Raw genomic sequence first — 25,683 nt, 5'->3', positions numbered from 1 at the left:
CTGGTGCGGTATCGGGCTGTCGTCCGGTGCGGGACCGGGCGGGTGGTCCGGTGCGGTATCCGGCCGTCCCCCGCCACCCTGCGGTGGCCGCGCGCGGCGCGGCAGGGCGGCGGGGCCGTACCCGGGGGAAACGTACGGTGCGCTTTCGGGCAGTGCCGGGGTGCCCGGCGTCGTCAGATCAGCCCGTTGCGCAGTGCGTAGCCGACCGCGTGGGCCCGGTTGCGCAGTTGCAGCCGCGTGATGATCTCGTGCAGCACGTTCTTGACGGTCCGTTCGGAGTACGCGGTCTTGCGGGCTATCTCCACGGTGTCCAGGCCTTCCGACACCAGACGCAGCATGTCCGCCTCGCGCGTGGTCAGCGTGGACATCGACAGGCTCCGCGGGTCGAGCGCCGAGCGCTGGAGGCTGCCCACGTGGCTGAGCAGCTTGCCCAGCAGGTCGCCGGGGAGCACACCCTCGCCGTTGGCTATCGCCAGGACCAGGTGGAGAAGCTGGTCCTGGCCGGCCTCGGAGCGCCGCAGTACCGCCGAGACACCGCACTCGATGACGCGTTGCAGCGCACCGGCCCCGAGGGTGCCGACCACCAGGCCGGTGCGGGTGTCGGTGTTGTGCCGCAGCCGGTGCAGCAGGGCTGCCACGTCGTCGTCGACGGTGTCGACAACCACCAGGGACACCTGGGCCTGATCCGCTTCGGCTTCGTCGAGCAGACTGACCTCGGGGCGTCGGCGTAACTGCTGGACGACGCCGACGTGCAGGACGGGATCGGCGGCGTAGACGGCCACGGTCACCTGGTCCGGGCGGCCTGAGCGGGAGGTCCGGTGCGAGGCCGGTGCCTGGGCGGACAGACGTGGTGTGGTGACGGACATGGCCGGGCTGTACTGCTCTGGGCAGGTCATGGGTAGCGGAGTTCCTGTTTCATGAGTTCGTGGGCAGAAGAACGCAAGTGCGGCGCAGGGGTGACGCGGGGGCCAAGTGACGGCCGGACGGGCGCGCGCGGCGGCGCGCGTGAGGTGGACGGCAGGATCAACGGCTCAGCCGGGAACGGGAGTTGGCCTTGGCTTCCCGGGCACCGCAGTTGCCCGGGTATTGCCCTCGCGCTCCTCGTGGTGGACGAGGCGCGGTCCTACCGTGGCGGTGTGACGCCTTCTGCAGCCCCTTCCGGCCCCAGCGCGCCCGGCCTCGACATCCCGGCGGTGACGGTGGCGCCGGGCAGCACCGCCACGACCAGCCTGACCGTCCGCAACGACAGCGACATCGTCGAGGCGTACAGCCTGGAGGTCGTCGGGGACTGCGCGCCCTGGGCCACCGTGGAGCCCCCGCGGGTCTCCCTCTATCCCGGTACCTCCGAGACGGTGACGATCCGTCTGGAGCCACCGCGTTCGCCGGGCACCCGGCCCGGCGAGATCCCCCTCGGGGTGCGGGTGCTGCCCACCGAGCAGCCCGAGTCGGTGCGGGTCCCCGAAACCACTGTGCACGTCGAGGAGTTCCGCGAGCTGCACACGGAGCTGGCCCCGCGCCGCCGGCGCGGCTGGCTGCGCGGGCGCTACCGGCTGGCGGTCCGTAACCTGGGCAACACCTCGGTGCAGGTGGGCTTCACCCCCGGCCAGGCGGGTGAGGAGTTGCGGTTCGGCTTCAGCCCGGCGAAGCCGAAGCTGGAGCCCGGCGAGTCGGCGGAGGTCCGGCTGCGGGTCCGTACGGGCAAGCCGGTGTGGTTCGGCTCCCCGGTGGTGTGGCCGTTCACGGTGGACACCACCGAGTCCGGCGACCAGGAGGAGGCACGACGGGACGAGGCGCGACGGGACGAGACCCCCGTCCGGCCGCCGCTGGATGCGGAGTTCGTCCAGATCCCGGTCTTCCCGAAGTGGCTGCTCGCGGTGCTCGCGGCGCTCCTCGCGCTGTTGCTCGCCTGGTTCACCCTGGTCCGTCCAGTGGTACGCAGCGCCGCGAAGGAAGCCGCCACCCAGGCCGTCCAGGCGCGTCCCACACCGGGCGGGGCTCAGGACGGACAGTCTCCGGGCACCGGTTCCGGGGGCGGTAAGGACACCCAGCCCGACGGGAACAAGGGCGCACAGCCCGGTTCGAGCCCCGGAGCCACGCCGGGAACCGATGGCGACGGCACCTCGGCCGGCGCCGGCCAGAGTTCGGCGACCATCGACCTCAAGACATCCGGCGGGGCGTCCAAGGCCGGTACCTACAAGGTGCCCCAGGACCGGGTCTTCGCGATCACGGACATCGTCGTCGCCAACTTCCAGGGCGACGAAGGGGTGCTGACCATCACGTTCGGCGACCGCAAGATCACCACGATCGCGCTGGAGACGTTCCGTAACCAGGACTATCACTGGGTCACCCCTATCAAGATCACCGAGAACGACGCCGTGACCGTCAACGTGACCTGCGCGAAGCCGGGCACACCGGCCACCGGACGTCAGGCACAGGTGTGCCACGAGGTCCTGAACGTGAGCGGTGTACTCAGCCCCACCAGGCAATGAACCAGGCCTTCCGGGACAATATCGGCCAGTGAGGCGCCCTCCGAAACAGGAGATTTATCGTTTCGTCCGAAAATCGACACCACGTTCGAGTGGTGACCTCGGGCAGCAGGGAGATCAGGAGCAGCGCCACGAGGAGGCTGGTCCAGCAGTGATTCCCCACGTGGCCACCCCCTCGCCACTGCGCTCCAACCACTGACGGGCAACGCCATCCGCTCGATGCCCCGCCGGCGGAGCGGACCGCGGGATCAGAAAGTGGCCGACTTTCATCGAGACAGCGCGGCTGTCCAAGACCACGGCATCGAGGGGGATTTCCCCCTGGGAAAGCCCCGGCATGACCGCCTCTTTGAGGTGCACAGGCGCGGTGCGGTCTGCCAGTTGCAGGCACTGGCAGACCGCGGGTCCCGCCCCGGCTCGGCGCATGGAGGTGTTCAGCCGGAACGGGACCTGCGCACCGGACGGCGGAGCCGCCGAAGGAGTTCCGGCTCCTCGGATCGCGGTCCGGATCCGACGGCATCGGTTTCGGACCGCAACCCCGTGCGGTGGCTGAGTCCCGCCGACAAGTCCGGTGCACGTGTGGGGTGGGATGCGCGCCGGGGCCGGATCCTGCCAGGTTGCCGACCCGGCCCCGACTGACGAAGCGGACCTCTCGCCGTGAGCCCCGCTTCGTCAGTCATTCGGAGACGTGACGCCCGCGGATTGGATTCGGAGGCGAATGCTGCACCATCTTGACTCGTTCGGGTGATGCACTAGCGGTGGGACGGGTTGGGATCCATCAACCGAGTTGAGGTATGAGCGGAAAGAACACGGGCACACGGGCTTCACCCAATCGGGACAAGGAGTTCCACCCATGTTCGGAATTGTCTCAGCAGTCCTCTTCTTCATCGCATTCCTGATCAACGCCGCCGACATCGCGACCAACGATGCCTTCTCCTCCGTGAACGTGATGCTGCTCGGCCTGACGGCCCTGGCATTGCACGTGGCTGGGATCGGCAACGGCTGGGGGGCCGGCAGGTCGCGCAGACGCTGATCTGCGGTCCGGGAGCGTCCCGGCGGCGGCCGGCCGGCCGCCGCCAGTGCGTGAGCCGTCGCGGCCCACGCGTCACCCTGGTCCCTGTTCCCCATCGCCCCCCATCGCCTCCAAGTGGAAGGTCGCTTGGGGGGCGGGCTTGTGCCGGGGGGTGGCGTAGACGACCACGTTGTCCTGGTACTCACGACATCCCACGCGGCTGCGCTGCCGGCCACATGCCGGAGATGAACGTCCTGTGCGCGCTCCGCGACTAGAGCCCCCGGAGCGACCAGCCGATCATGAAACATGTCAAGGTCACCTTCGTCGGCGCCCGTCAGGACGCGTTGCCGGAAACGCCCTGACCGGACACCGCGTGCGCCGGAAAGCCTGAGAGCTGTCGCCCTGGACCGCCCTCAGGAGGCTTCGCCGCGGAGGGTGCAGTGGAGCGAGTTGTCCTTCACGTCGGCGATGATCGTGTCTCCGGGCTCGGCCTCGCCTCCGAGGAGCAGGGAGGCGATCCGGTTGTCGAGTTCCGTCTGGATCGTGCGGCGCAGTGGGCGGGCGCCGAACTCGGGCTGGTAGCCATGAGCGACCAGCAACTTCTTCGCCGCTTCGGTGACGTCCAGATTCATGCCCTGGGCATGGACACGGTGCTTGCTGCGGTCCAGGAGGTGCTCGACGATCTCCGACAGATCGTCCTCGGTAAGGCTGTGAAACACGATGATGTCGTCGATGCGGTTGAGGAACTCGGGCAGGAACCGCCCCCGCAGATCCCCCATCAGCTCGTCCTTGAGCTCGGCCGCGTCGCCCGCGTGGGCGAGGATGCGATGGGCGCCGATGTTGGACGTCATGATGACGACGCAGTGGCGGAAGTCGACCGTGCGTCCCTGTCCGTCCGTGAGGCGGCCGTCGTCGAGAATCTGGAGCAGCGTGTTGAAGATGTCGGGGTGCGCCTTCTCCACCTCGTCGAACAGCACCACGCTGTACGGGTGACGCCGGACCTTCTCGGTGAGCTGGCCGGCCTCGTCGTAACCCACGTAACCGGGAGGTGCGCCGACGAGCCGCGCGACCGTGTGCCTCTCCTGGAACTCGCTCATGTCGAACCGGATCATGAGGTCCTCGTTGCCGAACAGCAGCTCCGCGAGCGTCTTGGCCAGCTCGGTCTTGCCCACGCCCGTGGGCCCGAGGAAGAGGAACGATCCGACGGGACGGTTCGGGTCCCCCATGCCCGCGCGGTTGCGGCGTACGGCCTCGGAGACCGCGGTGACCGCCTCGTCCTGGCCCACGATCCTGGCATGCATCGCCGCTTCGAGCTCGAGGAGCTTCTCCTTCTCGTCGGCGGTGAGCTGGGAGACCGGGATGCCGGTCCGCCGGGCGACGATGTCCGCGATGTCCGCGGCGGTCACCGAGACGACGCCTTCGCGGCGTTCCTCGATTCCCGCCAGCTCGCCCTCCAGCTCGCCGATCTGCTGTTTCAGCCCCGAGGCCCTCTCGAACTCCTCCCCGGCCACCGCCTGGTCCTTCTCGCGTCGCAGCTTCGCGAGGCGGTCCTCCCGGCTGACGACCTCGGTGGAGCGGCCGGCGCTCCGCAGCCGTACCCGGGCGCCGGCCTGGTCCATCAGGTCGATGGCCTTGTCGGGCAGGAACCGGTCGCTGATGTAGCGGTCGGACAGTTCCGCCGCTGCCGCCAGGGCCCCGTCGGCGAAGCGGACCTGGTGGTGGGCCTCGTAGACGTCCCGCAGCCCCTCAAGGATCTGCACCGTCTCCTCGACGGTCGGCTCGGGGATCAGGACGGGTTGGAAACGACGCTCCAGGGCCGCGTCCTTCTCGATGTGCTTGCGGTACTCGTCGATCGTCGTCGCTCCCACTACGTGGAGCTCACCGCGTGCCAGTGCGGGCTTGAGCATGTTACCCGCGTCCATGGAGCCCTCGCCCGTCGCACCCGCGCCGACGACCGTGTGCAGCTCGTCGATGAAGAGAATGATGTCGCCGCCGGCCGCCTGGACGTCCTCGATGACCTTCTTCAGCCGTTCCTCGAACTGTCCTCGGTACTGGGCTCCTGCCACCATGCCGGACAGGTCCAGGGAGACGACCCGCTTGTCCTTCAGCGTGTCGGGCACCTCGCCCGCCACGATGCGCTGGGCCAGGCCCTCCACGATGGCGGTCTTCCCGACGCCGGGCTCACCGATCAGCACGGGATTGTTCTTGGTGCGGCGCGAGAGGATCTCGACGGTCTGCTCGATCTCCTCTGACCGGCCGACCACCGGGTCGAGCCTGCCCGCCTTGGCCTCCTCGGTCAGGTCCCTGCCGAACTCGTCCAGGGTCGTGGCCGGCTGGTTCCCGGCGGCGGGGGCGCCGTCCGCGCGCGGCGCCGGTTCCGTGAGGCCGCGCAGCTTCTGCACGTCCAGGTCCTCCGCGCGCATGAACCGGGCTGCGCCGGAGTCGGCGTCGTTGAGGAGCGCGCCGAGGATGTGCTCGGGTCCGATGTAGGACACCCCTGCCGCCTGCGAATGGGCGTAGGCGGTGGCCAGGGTACGTTTCGCCGCCGGGGTGAGCCCGGGTTCCGCGGACGGCTCACCGGACTCCCGGGGAAGCACCTCGGCGATCTGGGCGGCAAGCGCGTCGGGGTCGATGCCGACCTGAGACACGAGTTTCCGCGCGGGCTCGACCTGAGTCGCCGCCCACAGGAGATGCTCGGTATCGAGGTCGGACGTCCCGTCCTCGGCCGCCCGTCGCGTGGCCAGATTGAGGAGTTCGTGCGACGACTCCGTCAGGAGCCGCCCGATCGGTACGCGCTGCACCGCGGGGGGCGAGGAGGCGGGCGACATGCCGAAGAACCTGTTCAACAATTCACTGAACGGATCGGACGGACCGAAGGGTGAATCGAACGCCATCGACATGCCGACTCCTCGTGTACATGGGGGCACCCCCCACTCAAACTCGATGTCGGGCACCTCGCAATCGGAGTGAGGCCGCCGCCGGGTTCGGTACGTGGCGGGGCCGGGCGATGAGGGCAGCACACTCAGCCCTTGGCCCCAGGCCGTGAGCCACCGGTCCTTACCACGGACGCGGCTACCCGACCACAGGAGCGCCTGACGTCCAAGCGGCCTGGGAAGCGCCCACGCCCGACAATGGAACCGTGCTGATCGTGGATGCCGTCGTGGAACCTATGACGCCGTGGACTTCGCTCTGTGGCCCACCACTCCCCCACGTGCAGACCGCCTCCTGGCTCTCTCCGGCCGGATGTCACCGCTTGAAGTCGGCACGGCGATGGCGGTCCTGACGAGTTGCGGGCATGCCGACGCCGACGACTCGGCCCCGGATTCCGAGGGCGTCGTGCGGCGTGTCCAAAACCTGCTGGGCGTCGATCCCGTCATAGCACCGAGCGGCATCCTCCCCCCAGGACATCGCGGCCGACGTCGTGATCGCCCCGGGGTGCTGCTTCGGCCTGGCGAACCGGCGCGACTGGCTCGGCCTCATGGCCGGGGAAGAGGTCTGGCTCAGCCATGACACCGCCACGCACATCGAACACCTGGAGTCGCTCGTCAGGCTGTGGCCTGACACGGCCCTTCGGCCAGGGCCCCATCGAGCTCCCCCTGGCCGAACTGCCGGACCTCCTCCAATCCGTGCACGACAAGCTCAACCGATTCCTGGACCTCGCCGGACAATGGGCTGCCCGTGACGCACCCGCTTCGGCTCCCGCCCCGATCGCCAAGCCCGCGGAAGACCTGGACATCGGCACGCCGCTGCCGACGAAGCGGGTACGGAACCCTTCGACTCCCACCTCGTGGTACGAACCGCTCTCGGTGCGGTTCGTCCCGGCGCGAGGGGAGGCACCCGCTCCGGCACGGACCGGTCGCACCCCACTCGCTGCCTCAGACCGGCAGGCCGCCGCCCCCGTCGGCCTGCACCGGTGTGCCGTCACGCCGCGGCCGCGAGGGCTCGGTCCCCGACTGCGCGACCACGGAGGCCGCCACCCGCGAGGCGAACGTCAGCATCTCGGCTGCCCGGTCGCGCGACAGCTGTGCGGCGGCGCCGTCGCGGAACGCTCCGGCATCGCCCAGCCAGCTGAGCACCGCCGCCATGAACGCGTCGCCCGCGCCGATCGTGTTGACCACGTCGGCCTGCACCGCGGGTACGGATACCCGGCCCATGTCCCGGGTGAATGCCGTGCTGCCCGCGGATCCGCGAGTGAGGACCACGAGAGCGTTCTCCGCGGCGAGCTGTGCGCAGGTGTCCTCGGGCGCCGCGCCCGGCCAGAGCGCGGCCACGTCTTCGTCACTGACCTTGAGGACCTGGGCCAGTGCGCACAGCTCCCGCAGCCGGCGCACGGTGAACCCGTCGTCGAGCGTGCGGTCCTCGCGCACATTGGGGTCGACCACCAGCACGGAGTGCTCGGCCCCGGCGCGCGCGGTCGCGGCCACCGCCTCGGCCGCGGGCGGGACGACCGCGGCGAGTCCGCCCGCGTACACGGCGCCGAAGCGGCCCGCGTCGGTCGTACGCTCCGTCAGCCGGAAGGTGGCCGTGTCGTGCAGGTGGAAGTGGTAGCCGGTGCCGTCAGGTCCGGGGTCGGCCACCGCGAGCGCGGTGGGCAGCTCCGAGCGTGTACACAGGCCCAGTCGCGCACCGGCGGCGACCAGCCGCTCCTCGATCAGGCGGGCGAAGCCGTCACCGCCGAGCGCTCCCGCGAACCAGCTGGGCGTGCCCAGCCGGGCGAGTCCGGCGGCGACATTGGCGGGAGCACCACCCGGCTGGGCCCGGTATGTCCCCGGGGCGTCCGCGGCGGGTACCAGGTCGACGAGCGCCTCGCCCATCACCAGGACGGCATCGGGGCCACCGGTCACGGCTCGACCACGATCTTGCGGCCCAGTCCCGCCTTGAACCGCTCCAGGGCATCGGGGTACTGCTCCAGTGGCAGCCGGTCGCTGATGAAGACCGCGGGGTCGATCACTCCGCCGGCGAACAGCGCGGCGGCGCGCTCGTAGCTGTGCAGCACCGCCATCGAGCCGGTGATGGTGATCTCCCGGTTGTAGATCCGGTACGGCTCGATGACGGCTGTCGTGGCGTAGTCGGCGACCCCGAACTGAAGGAACGTGCCTCCCTTGGCGACCCTGCCGAGCCCGTCCTGGATGGCGCCCGCATTTCCGGTGGCGTCGACGACGAGGTCCCAGCCCCGCACCGTCTCCAGCTCGTCGGCCGAGGCGGCGGAGCGCGAGACACCGAGTGCGACCGCGGTGGTCAGGCGGTCCGGATTGACGTCCAGCACATCCACGGAGGCGGCGCCGGTGCGCTTGGCGAGCTCCAGCATCATCAGTCCCATCGTGCCGGAGCCGTAGATGAGCACCTCGGCTCCCAGCGTGGACCTGAGTACGTCGTAGCCGCGCACCGCGCAGGACAGCGGTTCGATCAGCGCCGCCGTGCGTACGTCGACATGGTCCGGGAGCTTCACGCAGTTCGCCACCGGGGCGACGGCGAACTCGGCGGCTCCGCCGGGCTTGCTGACCCCGATCGCGTTCCAGTTGTCGCAGAGGTTCCCGCGCCCGCTGCGGCAGTAGTGGCATTCGTGGCAGTGCAGCGACGGATCGACCGCGACGTTGTCGCCGATGGCCAGCTCGGTCACTTCGGAGCCTGTCTCCACGATCTCGCCCGCGAACTCATGGCCGGGGATGATCGGCAACGCGGGTGCGAACTCGCCCTGCAGGATGTGGAGATCGGTGCCGCACAGTCCGCAGGCCTTGACGGCGATGACCACGTCCCGGGGGCCGGGGGCGGGGTCGGGGACGGTCTCGACCGACACCTTGCCGATGGACTCGATGATCGCAGCCCTCATTTGACAGCTCCAAGAGAAAGGCCCTGGACGAGTTTGTCCTGAGCGGCGAAGCCGGCGGCAAGCACCGGCAGGGACACGACGACGGACGCGGCACACAGCTGGGCGAGGAAGAGTCCCTGGCTGGTGACGAAGCTCGTCAGGAAGACCGGTGCGGTCTGGGCCGCCACCCCGGTCAGCACCCGGGCGAAGAGCAGCTCGTTCCAGCTGAAGATGAAGCAGATCAGCGAGGTGGCCGCGATGCCGGGGGCGGCCACCGGCGCCACCACCCTGGCCAGCACCGTTGGCAGCCGGGCGCCGTCGACCTGTGCGGCCTCGATGATGGAGACCGGCACGTCCGCCAGGAACGACTGCATCATCCATACCGCGATCGGCAGGTTCATCGACGTGTAGAGGATGACGAGGAACCAGATGTTGTCGAGCATCCCGGTGTTCTTGGCGAACAGGTACACGGGCAGCAGCCCGGCGACGACCGGCAGCATCTTCGTGGACAGGAAGAAGAACATCACGTCCGTCCACTTCTCCACTCGCTTGATGGAGAGCGCGTACGCGGCGGGCAGCGCCAGTACGAGCACGATGAGCGTGGAGAAGACGGACGCCGTCAGGGAGTTGATCAGCGGGGGCCAGGGGCTCGCCCCGCCGTCGGCGCCGAAGAACACCCGGTAGCCGTCGAGGGTGAGGGGCGCACCGGGCGACGGCGGGTTGGTCGCCGCGTCGGCCTCCGAGTGGAAGGAGGTGAGCAGCATCCAGAGTGCGGGCGCGCAGAAGACGATGCCGACGGCCCAGGCGAGCAGGCCGAGGACGGTGGAGCGGCGCCTGCCCGTGCGTGCCGCCCCGGCGTGGCCACGGGTGTTCGGAGCGGTCAGGGTACTCATGCGCGGCCCGCCTCCTCGCTGAAGAGGGACGAGACCACACGCAGGGCGAAGGTGGCGACGACGATGGTGCCGATCACCACGACCACGCCTGCGGCGGACGCCAGTCCGTATTCATGGGCTTGGTAGAAGGTCTGGTAGATCGTGTATGGAAGGTTGGCCGTGCCGAGTCCGCCGGCGGTGATAGTGAACACCGCGTCGAAGTTCTGCACGATGTAGATCGAGCCGAGGAGCACACCCAGTTCCAGGTAGCGGCGCAGATGCGGCAGCGTCAGGTAGCAGAACATCTGCCAGGCGTTCGCGCCGTCCAGCCGGGCGGCCTCCATCTGCTCGGCGGACCGGCTCTGCAGCCCGGCGAGCAGGATGAGCATCATGAACGGGGTCCACTGCCAGACGAGGGCGGTCGCGACCGCGGCCAGCGGCATGTCGGAGATCCAGTCGGGCTGTCCGGGGTTGTCGACGCCGAACAGTCCGGCGAACCATGCCCAGGCCCCGTTCAGCAGGCCGTACTCGGGGTTGTACAGCACGTGCTTCCACATCAGCGCCGCCGAGACGGGCACCAGCAGGAAGGGCGTGATCAGCAGCGTGCGGACGAAGCCCCGGCCGATGAACTTGCGGTCGAGGAGGAGGGCGAGGAGGAGTCCGAGTACGACGCTGACGATCACCACGCTCGCGGTGAGCAGGACCGTGGTGAACACCGAGTCCCGCAGACTCGGGTCGCTGAACACCTCGCCGTAGTTGGAGAACGCGCTGAAGGCGCGCTTGTCGGGCGAGAGCGAGTTCCAGTCGAAGAATGAGATCACCACCGTTGCCACGAAAGGCAGTTGGGTCACGGCGATCAGGAACACGAGGGCGGGCAGCAGCGGGGCGCGGATGGCCCAGACGCGTGCCCGGCCTGGAACCCTGCCGGGTTTCCGGGGCGCGGGGGCGCTCGACGCACCGGACGCGCCGGCAGGGGAGCGTTCGGGGGTGGAGACCGAGGCACTCACTTCTGCTCCTTGCCGACCTTTTCGGCGAGCGCCTGCGAGGCCTTGAGCGCGTCGGACACCGACTGGCGGCCGGCGATGGCGGAGCTGATCTCCTGCGAGACCTTGGTGCCCAGGTCGGTGAACTCCGGGATGTCGACGAACTGGATGCCGACCGTCGGCCGCGGCTGGGTGCCGGGGTCACGGGGGTTCGCGCCGGCGATGGCCTGCTGGGTGACGCTCGCGAACGCGGAGGCGTCCTTCAGGTAGTCCGGGTTGGAGTACGTGGACGCACGCTTGCCGGCGGGCACGTTGGGCCAGCCGATCGTCTTGCCGACGAGGTTCTCGTACTCCTTGCCGGAGGCCCAGGAGATGAACTTCCATGCGCTGTCGGTCTTCTCGGACGACTTCTGCATGCCCCAGGCCCAGGTGTAGAGCCAGCCGGAGCTGTCGGTCTTCTCGACGGGCGCGGCCACGTACCCGACCTTGCCCTTGACCGGGGAGCCGGCGGCCTCCAGCGATCCGGCGCCGGCGGTGGCGTCGTACCACATGGCTGTCTTGCCCTGCGTCATGCTGTTGAGGCACTCGGCGTAGCCGGCCTGGGGCGCACCCGGCTCGCCGTGCTTCCTCACCAGGTCGACATAGAACTGGACGGCCTTCTTGAACTCGGGAGAGTCGAGCCTCGCGTTCCAGTCCTTGTCGAACCAGGTACCGCCCATGGTGTTGACGACGGTGGTCAGCGGGGCGATGACCTCGCCCCAGCCGGGCAGACCTCGCAGACAGATTCCCTTCATGCCGCTCTTGGCACCGTCCGCCTTGGCTGCCAGGTCGGCGACCTGCTGCCAGGTGGGCTTCGCCGGCATCTTCAGGTTCTTCTCGGCGAAGACGTCCTTGCGGTACATGAGGAAGGACGACTCGCCGTAGAACGGCTCGGCGTAGAGCTTGCCGTCCTCGGCGGTGAGGGATTCCTGCAAGGGCTTCAGGATGTCGCCCTGGTCGAACGCCTTGTCCTTGGCCGAGTACTCGTCGAGCGGGTGCAGCCAGCCGTTCTTCGCGTAGAACGGCACCTCGAAGTTGCTGATGGTGGCGACGTCGTACTGACCTGCCTGGTTGGAGAAGTCCTGGGTGATCTTGTCGCGTACGTCGTTCTCGGGCAGGACCGTGAAGTTGACCTTGATGCCGGTCTCCTTCGTGAAGTTGTCCGCGGTGAGCTTCTGCAACTCGACCATCTGCGGGTTGTTCACCATGAGTACGTTGATCGAGTCGTTGCCGCCGGACGAGGCGCCGCCGCCTGCGCCGCTGCACCCGGCGAGCAGAGCCGTGAGGGCGGCGCCCGTACCCAGTCGGACACTCAGTCTGCTTCGACGTTCCTGAAGGTGGGGCATGAAATTCTCCTGATCACTCGTCATTGAGGGATTTCCTATAAGGGGCATGTCAGTCATCCCGGCCGACGGGCGGGGAGTCCGGGCACTCGGGACGGTGACTGCGGGAGGGGGCGGGAGTGCGGAGGTGGGGCTGCGGGGGCGGGGCCTGCGGGGCGTGCCGGCTGTGGGGGTGTCAGGCGCGGATGACCTGCGGGCCGAGACGCGAGTAGCGCTGTGCCTCGGCCGAGGGCAGACCCGTATCGGTGACGATGGATTCGAAGTCGCTGACCTCGGCGAAGCGGCAGAAGCTCACGGCGCCGAACTTGGTGTGGATTCCGGCGAAGATCCGGCGGCGGGAGCTGCGCATGGCCTGGGCCTTCACCTCGCTCACGGCCGGGTCGGGTGTGGTCAGGCCGAATTCACGGGATATCCCGTTCGCCCCGACGTACGCCAGGTCGATGACGAATCCAGCGAGCATCCGGGTCGTCCAGTGGTCGACCGTGGCCATCGTGGAGCCGCGCAGTCTGCCGCCGAGAAGCAGCACGGTGGTCTTCTCCACGTCGGCCAGAACGGTTGCCACGGCGAGGGACGCGGTGACCACGGTCAGGGGCCGGTCCCTGGGCAGTACCTCGGCGACGAGCATGGGCGTGTAGCCCTCGTCGACGAATACCGTCTCCGCGTCACCGAGGAGGTCGGCCGCGGCCGCCGCGATCCTGGACTTCTGGGGTACGAGCCGGCTGGTGCGTGCGGCCAGCGTCGTCTCGAAGCCGGCGCTCTCCACCGGATAGGCGCCGCCGTGGGTGCGGCGTACGAGGCCGTGCTCCTCCAGGATGTGCAGATCGCGCCGGACCGTCTCCTTGGCCACCTGAAGCGTCCCGGCCAGTGCGGTGACTTCCACCGCCCCGTCGCGTCGGGCAATCTTGAGGATCTTTCGTCGGCGCTCGTCGGTGTCCACCGCACACTTCCCTGCGTTGCTGCGACTCAGGCCCCGTTCGGGCTCATGAGTCGTTTGTACAAGCAACGCACCCACTGCGACCAGGCTCTTCACAGCTTCGCCTGTGCCCGTTCGTGCCCGTTTCACCAAGGTCGTATCGGCTGGTCACACCGCACAAAGCGGTTTCCCCCGCCCGGAGCGCTGCCCGAATGAGGCCGGGCTCGCGCCCGAACGGCGCCCGAGGCGGTCGGCAGTCTCCCGTCGGTGCCCGAGCCCGCTGCCCGTTTCCCTCACGGGGCGCAGCGCTTCACGTGCGGGCAGGACACTCGCCTCGGTCCGCTGCCGGTGCGGCCGACCGTCAGAGGATCGGAGGGCGCCCCAGCCGGGTCATACGCCACACGGTGCGCCACTTCATCGGTGCGCGCGGGCCGCACGGCGTCCGCAGCCCCTCGGTGAACCCACCCCACCAGGCCTTCAGACCGGCGGACGACCGCATACGCGCCATGGCTAGGAAGATCCACACACCGAGGTAGACCGGGATGAGCGGGATCGGGAGACGCCGACGGGCCAGCCACACACGGTTGCGGGCGGTGAACCGGTAATGGGCCGCGTGCCGGGCCGGAGACGTCCTCGGATGCTGGAGAACGAGTTCGGGTTCGTAGAGGATCTTCCAACCCGCGTCGAGCGCGCGCCAGGCCAGGTCGGACTCCTCGTGCCCGAAGAAGAACTCCGCCGGCCACAGGCCGATCTCGTTGAGCATGGGCATCGAGAAGGCGTGTCCGCCCCCGAGGAAGGCGGTGACCGGACCACGCCGCATCGGATCGTCCGCGCGCAGCCGGGGCACCCAGCGGCGCTCCGTGACCCCGTTCTCGTCGGCGACCCGGAACCCGACGATGCCCAGCCCGGGGTCGTTCGCGAACTGCTGCCGGACCTCGCGGAACACGTCATCAGCGATGAGCAGGCCGTCGTCGTCCAGTTCGACGACGACGTCGACGTCACCCGACTCGCTCAGCATCTTCAGTCCGACGTTGCGGCCGCCGGGGCAGCCGAGATTCTCCTCCAGCGGGATCTTGGTCACGTCCGCCGCGATGTCGGTGAGGGGCGTCGCGTTGCCGACCAGGACCACTCTCTGAGCAGGTACGTCCTGCTTCTCCACCGAGGCGAGCAGGGCGTCCAGTTCCCTCGGGCGGGTGCCCATCGTGACGATGACAACTCCGAGGCGCGGCAATGACATAGCGGCTTGCTCCAGCAGTCGGCGAAGATGCTGATCTTAGTGCCGTGTCAGATGGTGTCCGCCCTGTTGGTCAACCTCCGCCGTCGTCCGGTGCGTCACGTCACTTCGTCATGAAGACGCGGGCGATGCCCGGCGAATGGCGGGCGACCTCCCCCGGACACGTGCACCCCCTGCTTCCGGTGGCAGCCGGGAACCGTTCGAGAGCCTCGCCGCACTCACCCCGCACCGCGGCTGTCCCACCGCGGAGCCTGCCGGCCTCCGGGGGATCACTGATCCTTGGGCTCGCTTACGCGATTGCGCCGAGTGCGACTTTCGCGGCTTGGGCAATGAGTGCGTCGTCTCGTTCGGCGTCCTTGGTGCGGCGGCGGGAGAGGACGGCGAGGGTGATCGGGGCGGCGCCGGGAGGCCAGATGACGGCGATGTCGTTCCGCGTGCCGTAGCCGCCCGTGCCGGTCTTGTCGCCGACCTGCCAGCCGTCGGGAGTGCCCGCACGGATGGTGGTGTCCCCGGTGGTGTTGCGCCTGAGCCAGTCGGCCAGTACGGCCCGCTTGTCCGCGGGGAGCGTGCTGCCGAGGACATACGCGCACAGGCCGGTGGCCAGCGCGCGGGGTGTGCTGGTGTCGCGGAGGTCGCCTGGGGTGGCATCGCTGAGCGCGGTTTCGTAGCGGTCGCAGCGGGTGACGTTGTCACCGAGGACACGGAGGGCGTCCTGCAGCGCCCCGGGGGAACCGAGTTCGTGGAAGAGGAGGTTGGCCGCGGTGTTGTCGCTGTAGCGGACGGCGGCATCGCACAGTTCACGCAGAGTCAGCCCGGTGGCGACGTGCCGCTCGGTGACCGGCGAGGCCTCGACGAGATCCTCGCGGCCATAGCGCACGAGCCGGTCCATCTGCCGCACGGAGTTCTTGTCCAGTACGGCGCCGACGAGCAGTGCCTTGCAGGTGGAGGCGTAGGCGAAACGCTCGTCGGGCCGGTGGGTGACGGTCCGGCCGCTGCCCGTGTCGAGCGTGTAGACCCCCAGCCGGGCATCGAACTTCCGCTCCAGCTCGCGAAACGCCCGCTCGGTACGAGGATCGGCCGGGTGCGATGCGGAGGAGTGGGAGGCGGCCGGGGTCCGGGCGGGGATTGCGTCGGATGGGGGCGGCGAGGCAGCATCCGAGCCGGTCGTGCATCCGGCGAGGGGCAGGGCGGCAAGCCCGGCCAGTGTGGCACGACGGGAAACGAGGGTTCGAGTGTGCATGGCATACGGGCTTTCTGTTCGGAGGGGGCACGTCTCCCCCTGCCGGGGGCTGACGAGTCTGAACACGGATGCGGCTTACTGCCCCGGCCATCATGTCGTCGCCGTGGGTCTCAAGACAGGAGGCGCCCTTGTCGCCGACCGGGGCAACGGTGCCGACAGCGCCGACGAGAGCGTCGGCCCGGAACTTTCCGCCGCATCGGTCCAGTCGGCTTTTGTGAAGGTCCAGAACGGCAGGCCGTGGCCATGTAGTCATCGCAATGGCTCAGCTCGCGCGATGCGCTGTGGCCTGCGAGGAGAGAACTGCGGCACGGTTGGCCCGTGCACTGGCGGAGCTGGTTGCTGTCGGACTCGCCGACCTGCTGGGGAAGGCTGTCCTCGTGCCTGCGGAGACACACCAGCACGCGCTGGCGTGGCGTATCCAGGCGTTCATCGGGCACCACCTCGGTGATGTGGAACTGTCGCCCGCCGCTGCCGCTTGCGCCCATCACATCCCGCTGCGGTACCCACACAAGCTGTTCGAGTGTCAGGGCACCACCGTGGCGGGCCGAATTCGCACGCACAGACGCGAACGGTGCCGCATGGAACCGGCCGATCGGGCCTTCCGGGACCGCCCTGCCGGTACGGTCGCGGCACGGTGGGGCTCTCGAACACGGCCCGCTTCACCCGGCTGTTCCGGAACACCTATGGCCTCCCGCCGCCGCCACCCCCCACATGAAGTGACGACAAGGCGGTCACCGAACCGTGGTGTCCTGCCGCAGTGGCCGGACCTTGACCACAACTTCCGCGGACACGCTGACGTACGCCTTGTCGCGGACGCCCGAGGGTGGAATGCGGCGCGGCCCCCTCAGGCGGCCGGCGCGGCCCCTCAGGCGCCGACGTAGGCCGCGAGGTGCTCGCCGGTGAGGGTGGAGCGGTCGGCGACGAGGTCGGCGGGGGTGCCCTCGAAGACCAGTGTGCCGCCGTCGTGGCCGGCGCCGGGGCCGAGGTCGATGATCCAGTCGGCGTGCGCCATGACCGCCTGGTGGTGCTCGATGACGACGACCGACTTGCCGGAGTCCACGAGCCGGTCCAGCAGGCCGAGCAGTTGCTCGACGTCGGCCAGGTGGAGGCCGGTGGTCGGTTCGTCGAGGACGTAGATGCCGCCCTTCTCGCCCATGTGCGTGGCCAGCTTGAGCCGCTGCCGCTCGCCGCCGGACAGTGTGGTGAGCGGCTGCCCGAGGCTGAGGTAGCCGAGCCCGACATCGGCGAGCCTGTCAAGGATGCGGTGCGCGGCCGGAGTGTGCGCCGCGCCGTCGCCGAAGAACTCCTCGGCCTCGGTCACCGACATCGCGAGCACCTCGCTGATGTCACGGCCGCCGAGGTGGTACTCAAGCACCGAGGCCTGGAACCGCTTCCCCTCGCACTCCTCGCAGACGGTCGCGACACCCGCCATCATCGCAAGGTCCGTATAGATGACGCCGGCGCCGTTGCAACTGGGGCAGGCACCTTCGGAGTTGGCGCTGAACAGTGCCGGCTTCACGTCGTTGGCCTTCGCGAACGCCTTGCGGATCGGGTCGAGCAGTCCGGTGTACGTCGCGGGGTTGCTCCGTCGCGAGCCGCGGATCGCGCCCTGGTCGATCGACACCACCCCGTCCAGACCCGAGACCGAGCCGTGGATCAGCGAGCTCTTTCCGGAGCCGGCGACGCCGGTGATGACGGCAAGGACCCCGAGGGGGATGTCGACGTCGACGTCGCGCAGGTTGTTCTCGTTCGCGCCGCGGATCTCCAGAGCCCCGGTGGGCTTGCGCAGCGTCTCCTTGAGGGCGGCCCGGTCGTCGAAATGGCGGCCCGTGACGGTGCCACCGGCCCGCAACCCCTCGACGGTGCCCTCGAAGCAGACGGTTCCGCCCGCCGTTCCGGCGCCGGGGCCCAGGTCGACGACATGGTCGGCGATCGCGATCGTCTCCGGCTTGTGCTCCACCACGAGCACCGTGTTGCCCTTGTCCCGCAGGCGCAGCAGCAGGTTGTTCATCCGCTGGATGTCGTGGGGGTGCAGACCCGCGGTGGGCTCGTCGAAGACATAGGTGATGTCGGTGAGTGAGGAGCCGAGATGGCGGATCATCTTGACGCGCTGCGCCTCACCGCCCGACAGCGTGCCCGTCGGCCGGTCGAGTGCGAGGTAGCCCAGTCCGATCTCCACGAACGAGTCGAGGGTCTGGCGCAACGCGGTGAGCAGGGGTGCCACCGAGGGTTCGTCGAGGCCGCGGACCCATGCGGCCAGGTCGCTGATCTGCATCGCGCAGGCGTCGGCGATGTTGATCCGCTTGATCTTCGACGACCGGGCACCCTCGCTGAGCCGGGTGCCCCCGCACTCGGGGCAGGTGGTGAAGGTGACCGCCCGCTCGACGAACGCCCGGATGTGCGGTTGCAGCGCTTCCTTGTCCTTGGACAGGAACGACTTCTGGATCTTGGGGATGAGGCCCTCGTAGGTGAGGTTCACACCCTCGACCTTCACCTTGGTCGGCTCCCGGTGGAGGAAGTCCTGCATCTCCTTCTTGGTGTACTTGCGGATCGGCTTGTCCGGGTCGAGCAAGCCCGATTCGGCGTAGACCCGGACGGTCCAGAAGCTGTCCGACTTCCAGCCGGGGATGGTGAACGCGCCCTCGGCGAGCGACTTGGAGTCGTCGTAGAGCTGAGTCAGGTCGATGTCGGAGACGGTGCCCCGGCCTTCGCAGCGAGTACACATGCCGCCGGTGCGGTTGAAGGTCGCCTTCACCGTCTTCTTGGCACCACGCTCGACGGTGATGGCACCGCTCGCCCGGACCGAAGGCACGTTGAAGGCGTATGCGCTGGGCGGGCCGATGTGCGGCTTCCCGAGGCGGCTGAAGAGGATCCGCAGCATGGCGTTGGCGTCAGTGGCCGTGCCGACCGTGGAGCGCGGATCGGCGCCCAGCTTCTGCTGGTCGACGATGATCGCGGTCGTCAGCCCGTCCAGGACATCGACCTCGGGCCGGGCCAGCGTCGGCATGAAGCCCTGCACGAAGGCGCTGTAGGTCTCGTTGATCAGCCGCTGCGACTCCGCGGCGATCGTGTTGAACACCAACGAGGTCTTGCCCGAGCCGGAAACGCCGGTGAACACCGTGAGCCGCCGCTTCGGGATCTCGATGCTGACGTCCTTGAGGTTGTTCACGCGCGCACCGTGCACACGGATCACATCGTGGATGTCGGCAGCGTGCGGCGCGGGCGAGCGCGCGTCCGTCCTGGTGGCCATGCTTATCGTTTCTCCATCTGTCTGTCGGCCGGGGCCGCGTTCGCGGTCCCCGTCGACGTCGTCCGGTTCGGTCTGACCAGCCAAGGGTCCTACACGTGTTTCCCCTTCGTCGGCGCGGCCGCGCCGACGGTCCGGGCTCGCTGCCCGTCCGATCGGCGGAGCCGGCCGGGGCGGCGCGACGCCCGTCGGACCGGCCGGCGGCCCCGTGTCGCGCATTCGCCCGCGGTCACGGACACAGTACGGGCTGTTCGGCGCTCATCGGTCCTGAAGCAGCCCGAGGACGTTGCCGTCGGGGTCGGTGAAGGTGGCCACCAGCCGGCCGCCGCCGACGTCGCGCGCGGGCTCCTTCACGGTGGCACCCGCGGCTGCCACCTCGGCCAGCTTCGCCGCGATGTCCGGCACGTGCCAGTAGGCCACGGGCGAGGCCATGTCCTGCGGTCCGCCGGTCGGCACCAGCCCGATGTGCTGGCCACCGGCCTCGTAGCCGACGTAGTAGGACTCGTCGGACTGCGGCGGTACACCGAGCAGAGCCGTGTACACCGCCTTGGCGGCCGCCAGGTCGGACACGGGATGCAGCACGGTCTTGATCCCCTGGGTGGGAGAGCCGGTCATGGTCGCTCCTGTGGTTCGTGGGTCGCATCGACCCGGTGTGGACGGTCGCGCCGGGGCGACCGGCGAGGCGCGGATTCAGCGGTCTCGGTCGGCGCTCGGCACTGGATTCCGACGCCCGGTATCAGGCGCTCGGTATCAGGCACTCGGTGCCTGACGTTCGGTGTCTGGCGATCACGCTAGCTGCGGCCCGGTGACTGCGCTTCTCCGATCCTGATCGGCCCGGTCCGTCGTCCCCGGACCGCGCGACCGTTCCCCCGCCGCTTCGTATGCCCCAGGTCAGGGCCGTGCACAGGCCGTATTGCCGCCTTCCGGCACCGGGTCCATGCTTATGGGCATGGGTGACGAGGCCGGCCCCGAGCTCACCGCGTACGTCGAGCGTGCCCTTCGAGTGATGGAGGCGGCAGGGGCGCACGCGGCAGAAGTGCCGGTGCAGCAGCTGGCCCGGGAGACGGGACTGCCCCTGGCCGGCGTCCAGCGGCTGCTCAAGGCGCTCGCTCAGGACGGCTACCTGACCGAGCCGGACGACGGCGCGTTCACCCTCTCCGGCAGGCACTCCCCCCTGGGCTCCGAACACAACGGGCACAAGCGGCTGGACCGTGTCCGCCCCGCCCTGACGTCCCTGCGGGACGAGCTCTCGGCCGCGGTCTATCTGACGCTGTACGAGGAGGGCGAAATCCGGATCATGGAAATCGTCGACAGCGCTCGGATCCCACGCGTCGACCTCTGGGTGGGTTTCCACGACGCCGGGCATGCCACCGCGCTGGGAAAGAGCGTGCTGCGCGAACTGGACGAGAAGGCGCGCGCCGAGTACCTCTCCCGGCACTCCCTCACCGATCTCACACCCCACACGATCACGTGCAGGGAGGAGCTGCTGCGGCAGCTCGACTCGTCACCGACAGCCCCGGTCGTCATGGACCGGGAGGAGTACGCACGCGGTACGACATGCGTCGCCGTGCCCGTGTACAGCGGAGACCGGGTCGGTTCGCTCGGCATCTCCTTCCGGTCGGACCGGATGTACCGGACCAGCCGGGTCCGTGCCGGACTGCTGGCGTCCGCGATGCGCGTGACCGTGGGGCTCTCGCTCCCCGACTGAGCCCCGCCGCCCGGCAGTTCGACCCCCAACCCCATCCCGCATCTCCTACTGGCTGCGCGTACGAGAGTTCGCCGCGTGTTCGGCAAGGGGCCGACCCAGTCCGAAGGCGCCGTCGACCAACGCGGCCGCCGGGGTCGCGCATCCGCTGTGCCGTACCGAGGGAGTCCCCCAGCCCGGAGCCTCCTCCCGCTCGAACCTGATCGGCGGTGCGAGCCCTCCCCCGGGCGTGCCCGTCACTGCCCGGGCCCTTCCCCGCCCCGGACCGCCGACGGGTAGCGCACGAAGAGGATGCCGTGCACATCACCGTCCGGTGCGCTGTAGATATGGGGCGCATCGGCCCGCCAGCGCGCCGAGTCACCGGGGCCGGCCGTCCGGGTGTCGTGCGGCGGGCCGACGACTGCGGTGCCGGTCAGCACCATCAGGCTCTCCTCCGTACCCGGGACGTGCGCGGCGGACTCCTGGGTGGCACCCGCGCTGATCGTCACGCGGAACACATCGGTGACCGCGGCCGCGTCCTCGTGCCGCTCCAGCAGAGTCGCGGTGACGCCGGTGCCCGACACACCGGGAAACGCAGCGCCGGAACCGGTGCCGCCTTCCGGCGCCGGGTCGCTCAGCACCGCGCTGAGCGGATGGCCCAGCGCGGTGGCGAGTGCGTACAGCGTCTCCAGGGTGGGGTTGCGCAGGCCGCTCTCCAGCTCGGAGAGCGTGCCCTTTCCCACCCGGGAGCGTCGGGACAACTCCGAAAGGGACAGGCCCTGTTCGCGGCGAAGCGCCCGTAGTCTGCGCCCCAGGTCCTCGTTCAGCCCCATCGGCGTCCACCCACTCCGCATTCCTGGTTGACGGGTACCGGCCCGTCTCTCTAGTGTTCCACAAACAGAACGTTCCATATACGGAACATGCTCGTGGCGCGCGCGATCCCTCTGCTGGTCGACGGCGCCCCGCACCGCACAGGGGAAGTGGCTCACTCATGTTCGCGATCACCCGCATGCGCTCGGCCGCACCTCCCTCGGCCGTGGTCGCCGGACTGATCGCCGTCATGGTCGGAGTCACCAGTTCGGCGGCCCTGGTGTTCACGGCGGCGAAGGCGGCGGGAGCCGACTCGCGCGAGATCTCCTCCTGGATGCTCGCGCTCGGGGTCGGCCTGGCCTGCACCTGCATCGGGCTGTCGCTGCGCTACCGGGCCCCCGTCGTCACCGCGTGGTCGACGCCCGGAGCGGCGCTCCTGACAACCGGCCTGAGCGGTGTGTCCATGGCCCAGGCGGTCGGTGCGTTCGTCTTCTCCGGACTGCTCATCCTCGTCAGCGGGGTCACCGGGTGGTTCAGCCGGGCCATGAGCCGGATCCCGGTCCCGCTGGCGGCCGCACTGCTGGCCGGGGTTCTCCTGCGGTTCGGCACGGGGTTGTTCAGCACGATGCACGGCAGCTTCGGGGTCGCCTTCCCGATGTTCGTGCTCTACCTGCTGGGCCGGCGCCTGCTCCCCCGGTACGCTGTGCTGCTGGCGCTCGCCGCGGGGGTGGTGGCCACGGCGTTCACCGGCGGGTGGCAGCTGGGAAAGGTCCGGTTCGCCCTGGCCACACCGGTCTTCGTCGCCCCGGAGTTCGACTGGAAGGTCCTGGTCAGCGTCGGCGCTCCCCTGTTCGTGGTCACGATGGCGTCCCAGAACCTGCCCGGTGTCGCGGTGATCCGCAGTGCCGGCTACGACGTGCCGGTGTCCCCGCTGATGACGTGGACCGGAGCGGTCAACGCCGTACTGGCACCGTTCGGCGCGTTCGGCCTCAACCTGGCCGCCATCACGGCCGCCATCTGCACGGGCGAGGAGGCGCATCCCGACCGCGACAGGCGCTATCTGGCGGCCGTCTGGGCGGGCGTCTTCTACCTCTGTGTGGGCCTGCTCGGCGCGACCGTCGCCTCGCTCCTCACCGCGATGCCGCACGCACTGGTCCTGGCGATCGCCGGAATCGGCCTGCTCGCCACCATCGAGTCCTCCCTGTCCACGGCCCTGGCCGACAAGTCGTCGCGGGAGGCGGCCGTCGTGACCTTCCTCGCCACGGCCTCCGGCGTGACGCTTCTGGGCATCGGATCCGCGTTCTGGGGGCTGCTGGCCGGGCTGATCACCAGCGTGATCGCGTCGCTGGGGCGGGCCGGCCGCGAAACCCCCACTCCGCCCCCGGCCCCCGAACCGTCGCCACGCGAACTCCGCCTCCCGTGAGTCCCGTGGGGCCCGACGCCCGACGGATCCGACGGCCTCCGGCAACCCCCGTCCTGTCCGTGGGACGGGGGTTGCCGCGCGCGGCGGAAGCACGGTGGGATGGACTCCATGCTGAAAGCGCTTTCCCCCGTCTCCGCCGAATCCTTGGCACCCTTCGACCACCTGGACCACCGCTACCGCGGTGAGAACCCGGTACGCACCCTCGGCCATCTGTTCCGCCCCGACCGCGGCCGGCTGGCGCTCGCGACCCTCGTCTTCGTCGTGAAGCACAGCCCCATCTGGCTGCTCCCGCTGATCACCGCGACCGTCCTCGACGTGGTCGTCCAGCACGGCCCGGAGTCCGGACTGTGGCAGTCCACCGGTGTCCTGCTGTTCATCCTCGTCATCAACTATCCGCTCCACCAGTGGTACGTACGGCTCCTCGGCGGCAGCATCCGCCGGATGGGCACGACCCTGCGCTCCGCTCTGTGCCGCCGGATGCAGCAGTTGTCCATCGGCTACCACGCCCGGGTCAGTTCGAGCGTCCTGCAGGCCAAGGTGGTCCGCGACGTGGAGTCGGTGGAGCAGATGATGCAGCAGAGCGCGGACATGGGACTCGGCGCCGTCGTGACCCTGACCGGCGGCCTCGTCGTCATCGGCGTGCGCGTGCCGGCGTTCCTGCCCGTCTTCCTCGTCGTGGTGCCCGCGGCCGGGTTTCTGGTGATGAAGCTGCGTGCACGGCTGCGCAGCCACAACGAGTCCTTCCGCCGCGAGGTCGAGCAACTCTCCTCCCGGGTGGGCGAGATGACCGCACTCATCCCCATCACCCGTGCGCACGGCCTGGAACGGACCGCGCTGGGCCGGGTCGACGGTTCACTGCGCCAGGTGTTCGCGGCCGGACTACGCCTGGACACGGTCAACGGCCGTTTCGGGTCACTGGCCTGGGTCATCCTCAACACGCTCGGCGTGCTCTGCCTGACGGGCTCCGCCCTGGTCGCCTATCACGGCTGGATGCCCATCACCCCCGGCGATGTGGTGATGCTCAGCTCCTTCTTCACCGTACTCACCGGCTCCGTGACCACGCTGCTCGGTCTGGCGCCCGTGCTCACCAAGGGCCTGGAGTCGGTGCGTTCGGCGGGTGAGGTGCTCCAGGCACCCGACCTGGAACACAATGCCGGCAAGGCGCAGGTGGAGCAGGTCACCGGCCGCATCGACTTCGAGGACGTCGGATTCGCCTACGACGACGCGGCCCCGGCGGTCGACGGGTTCACCCTCTCCGCACGGCCGGGCGAGACCATAGCGCTGGTCGGTGCCTCGGGCGCGGGCAAGTCGACCGTCCTCAACCTGCTCATCGGTTTCATCAGGCCCACCTCCGGCCGCATCATGCTCGACGGCACCGATATGGCCGGGCTCGATCTGCGCAGCTACCGGCGCTTCCTGTCGGTGGTGCCGCAGGAGTCCATCCTGTTCGAGGGCAGCATCCGCGACAACGTGACGTACGGAATGGGAGACACCGACGAGGCCACGCTGATGCGCGCCCTGGAGGACGCCAACGCGCTGGCATTCGTACGGGATCTGCCGCTCGGTCTGGACACGGTCGTCGGCCAGCGCGGCGCACGGCTCTCGGGCGGGCAGCGGCAGCGGCTCGCGATCGCCAGGGCACTGATCCGCGACCCCCGGGTGCTGGTACTCGACGAGGCGACCTCCGCACTCGACAACCGCTCGGAGGCCCTCGTCCAGGAGGCCCTCTCCCGTCTGGTGCACGGCCGGACCGTCTTCGTCGTCGCCCACCGCCTCTCCACGATCCAGGGCGCCGACCGGATCGTCGCGATGGAGGGCGGCCGGATCGCCGAGGTGGGGACGCACAGCGAACTGCTGGACAGCGGCGGGGTGTATGCGGGCCTCCAGCCGGCCCACCCGTGACGCGGAGGCCGACCCCGGACACCATGTTCTGAGCGCGGCGGAACCGGCCGGACTCAGCGGGCGGACCCGGTGGCCGGGGCGACGGATCTCCCGGGCCACCGGGTAACGGGGCACTGGACGCACGGTACGGAACACCGGCAGGACGGCCTGGCTCGCGCCCTTCCGGCGGATCACGCTCGGCCGGACTACCAGGGGCCGGCCGCTGCCCTGAGGGTCAACAGCGCACCCACGGCCAGCACGAGCGCGGCGGACGCGGCCGGACCGATCCCCGCGAGCCGGGCGAACGGGGCTCGCAGACGGGCGTACTTGTCCGCACGCGCCTCGAACCTGTCCCGCAGCCGCACCAGCAGCAGACCCGCGAGGGTGAGTGTCACGGCCATTCCCAGGCCGTAGCCGACAACGAGCAGCACGCCGAAGGCGGTACGGCCGAGGGCGACCGCGCCGAGCAGGACGACCAGGGCGGAGGGGCTGGGAACGAGGCCTCCGGCGATCCCCATCCCGATCAGGCCGGTTCGTGACGTTCCGGTTCGGCGGGGGCCGTCGGCCCGGTCCGGATGGGGAAGGTGGCTGTGGTTACCGGCCCTGGCCGGGGCGAGGACCGTGCCGCTCCGCTCGGCCGCGAGCGGTTCCGGCCGGCGCCGCCGCGGCTGGAGGTCCCCGAGGCCGAGGAGATACTGCGGCAGGGGTGC

The 25,683-nt window shown here is 69.6% G+C and carries 19 protein-coding genes; 5 read left to right on the top strand and 14 right to left on the bottom strand.

What is annotated here, in order from left to right:
- Window positions 1-173 precede the first annotated feature (173 nt).
- Window positions 174-866: a helix-turn-helix transcriptional regulator gene (locus tag FHX80_RS33940; protein ID WP_375884487.1), complete on the bottom strand. Its 693-nt coding sequence runs from the start codon at window positions 864-866 to the stop codon at window positions 174-176.
- A 270-nt stretch (window positions 867-1,136) separates the two neighbouring features.
- Between FHX80_RS33940 and FHX80_RS33935 the strand changes: the two genes are divergently transcribed.
- Both FHX80_RS33935 and FHX80_RS33930 read left to right on the top strand, forming a co-directional pair.
- Complete coding sequence (locus FHX80_RS33935) at window positions 1,137-2,489, top strand: COG1470 family protein (RefSeq protein WP_244318770.1); 1,353 nt, start codon at window positions 1,137-1,139, stop codon at window positions 2,487-2,489.
- Between the two features lie 847 nt (window positions 2,490-3,336).
- On the top strand, window positions 3,337-3,516 hold the full coding sequence (locus FHX80_RS33930; protein WP_145768314.1) for a hypothetical protein: 180 nt from the start codon (window positions 3,337-3,339) through the stop codon (window positions 3,514-3,516).
- A 392-nt stretch (window positions 3,517-3,908) separates the two neighbouring features.
- Here FHX80_RS33930 and FHX80_RS33920 read toward each other — a convergent pair whose 3' ends face one another.
- The 11 genes from FHX80_RS33920 to FHX80_RS33870 form a co-directional block, all read right to left on the bottom strand.
- Complete coding sequence (locus FHX80_RS33920) at window positions 3,909-6,395, bottom strand: ATP-dependent Clp protease ATP-binding subunit (RefSeq protein ID WP_145768312.1); 2,487 nt, start codon at window positions 6,393-6,395, stop codon at window positions 3,909-3,911.
- 975 nt (window positions 6,396-7,370) lie between these two features.
- Window positions 7,371-8,339, bottom strand: coding sequence for a PfkB family carbohydrate kinase (locus FHX80_RS33915; protein WP_145768311.1), 969 nt, complete (start codon window positions 8,337-8,339; stop codon window positions 7,371-7,373).
- Window positions 8,336-9,325 carry a zinc-dependent alcohol dehydrogenase family protein gene (locus tag FHX80_RS33910; RefSeq protein WP_145768310.1) on the bottom strand — a complete coding sequence of 330 codons (990 nt, stop codon included), beginning with the start codon at window positions 9,323-9,325 and terminating at the stop codon, window positions 8,336-8,338. Before FHX80_RS33910 ends, FHX80_RS33915 begins: the two co-directional genes overlap by 4 nt.
- Window positions 9,322-10,197, bottom strand: a complete 876-nt coding sequence (locus tag FHX80_RS33905; RefSeq protein WP_145768309.1) for a carbohydrate ABC transporter permease — start codon at window positions 10,195-10,197, stop codon at window positions 9,322-9,324. The genes FHX80_RS33910 and FHX80_RS33905 overlap by 4 nt, the downstream gene beginning before the upstream one ends.
- Window positions 10,194-11,183 carry a carbohydrate ABC transporter permease gene (locus FHX80_RS33900; protein WP_145768308.1) on the bottom strand — a complete coding sequence of 330 codons (990 nt, stop codon included), beginning with the start codon at window positions 11,181-11,183 and terminating at the stop codon, window positions 10,194-10,196. The genes FHX80_RS33905 and FHX80_RS33900 overlap by 4 nt, the downstream gene beginning before the upstream one ends.
- Window positions 11,180-12,544, bottom strand: a complete 1,365-nt coding sequence (locus FHX80_RS33895) for an ABC transporter substrate-binding protein (RefSeq protein ID WP_145768307.1) — start codon at window positions 12,542-12,544, stop codon at window positions 11,180-11,182. Before FHX80_RS33895 ends, FHX80_RS33900 begins: the two co-directional genes overlap by 4 nt.
- Window positions 12,545-12,716: 172 nt before the next feature.
- Complete coding sequence (locus FHX80_RS33890; protein WP_145768306.1) at window positions 12,717-13,478, bottom strand: DeoR/GlpR family DNA-binding transcription regulator; 762 nt, start codon at window positions 13,476-13,478, stop codon at window positions 12,717-12,719.
- 337 nt (window positions 13,479-13,815) lie between these two features.
- Window positions 13,816-14,691 (bottom strand): glycosyltransferase family 2 protein, encoded by an 876-nt coding sequence (locus tag FHX80_RS33885; protein WP_145768305.1) that lies wholly within the window; start codon window positions 14,689-14,691, stop codon window positions 13,816-13,818.
- 286 nt (window positions 14,692-14,977) lie between these two features.
- Entirely contained in the window at window positions 14,978-15,928 is a 951-nt protein-coding gene (gene bla, locus FHX80_RS33880; RefSeq protein WP_145768304.1) for a class A beta-lactamase, read from the bottom strand.
- An 865-nt stretch (window positions 15,929-16,793) separates the two neighbouring features.
- Window positions 16,794-19,178, bottom strand: a complete 2,385-nt coding sequence (locus FHX80_RS33875) for an ATP-binding cassette domain-containing protein (RefSeq protein ID WP_145768303.1) — start codon at window positions 19,176-19,178, stop codon at window positions 16,794-16,796.
- Between the two features lie 255 nt (window positions 19,179-19,433).
- Entirely contained in the window at window positions 19,434-19,790 is a 357-nt protein-coding gene (locus tag FHX80_RS33870) for a VOC family protein (RefSeq protein ID WP_145768302.1), read from the bottom strand.
- Window positions 19,791-20,124: 334 nt separating this feature from the next.
- On the opposite strand from FHX80_RS33870, the gene FHX80_RS33865 reads away from it, so the two are divergent.
- The gene (locus tag FHX80_RS33865) at window positions 20,125-20,883 is read left to right on the top strand and encodes an IclR family transcriptional regulator (RefSeq protein ID WP_208764871.1); all 759 of its coding nucleotides are present in this window, start codon (window positions 20,125-20,127) and stop codon (window positions 20,881-20,883) included.
- A 233-nt stretch (window positions 20,884-21,116) separates the two neighbouring features.
- On the opposite strand, the gene FHX80_RS33860 is transcribed toward FHX80_RS33865, so the two are convergent.
- Window positions 21,117-21,692, bottom strand: a complete 576-nt coding sequence (locus FHX80_RS33860; protein ID WP_145768300.1) for a helix-turn-helix domain-containing protein — start codon at window positions 21,690-21,692, stop codon at window positions 21,117-21,119.
- Window positions 21,693-21,850: 158 nt separating this feature from the next.
- Between FHX80_RS33860 and FHX80_RS33855 the strand changes: the two genes are divergently transcribed.
- Both FHX80_RS33855 and FHX80_RS33850 read left to right on the top strand, forming a co-directional pair.
- A complete protein-coding gene (locus tag FHX80_RS33855) occupies window positions 21,851-23,092 on the top strand; it encodes a benzoate/H(+) symporter BenE family transporter (RefSeq protein ID WP_145768299.1) in 1,242 nt (413 codons plus the stop codon).
- 108 nt (window positions 23,093-23,200) lie between these two features.
- Entirely contained in the window at window positions 23,201-24,994 is a 1,794-nt protein-coding gene (locus tag FHX80_RS33850; protein ID WP_145768298.1) for an ABC transporter ATP-binding protein, read from the top strand.
- 185 nt (window positions 24,995-25,179) lie between these two features.
- Here the strand turns inward: FHX80_RS33850 and FHX80_RS33845 are convergent, their stop codons facing one another.
- A complete protein-coding gene (locus tag FHX80_RS33845; RefSeq protein ID WP_425281718.1) occupies window positions 25,180-25,491 on the bottom strand; it encodes a sulfite exporter TauE/SafE family protein in 312 nt (103 codons plus the stop codon).
- Window positions 25,492-25,683: the final 192 nt, after the last annotated feature.

The sequence above is a fragment of the Streptomyces brevispora genome, assembly GCF_007829885.1.
Taxonomy (GTDB): Bacteria; Actinomycetota; Actinomycetes; order Streptomycetales; family Streptomycetaceae; genus Streptomyces; species Streptomyces brevispora.
This window is presented reverse-complemented; position numbering and strand designations above follow the sequence as displayed.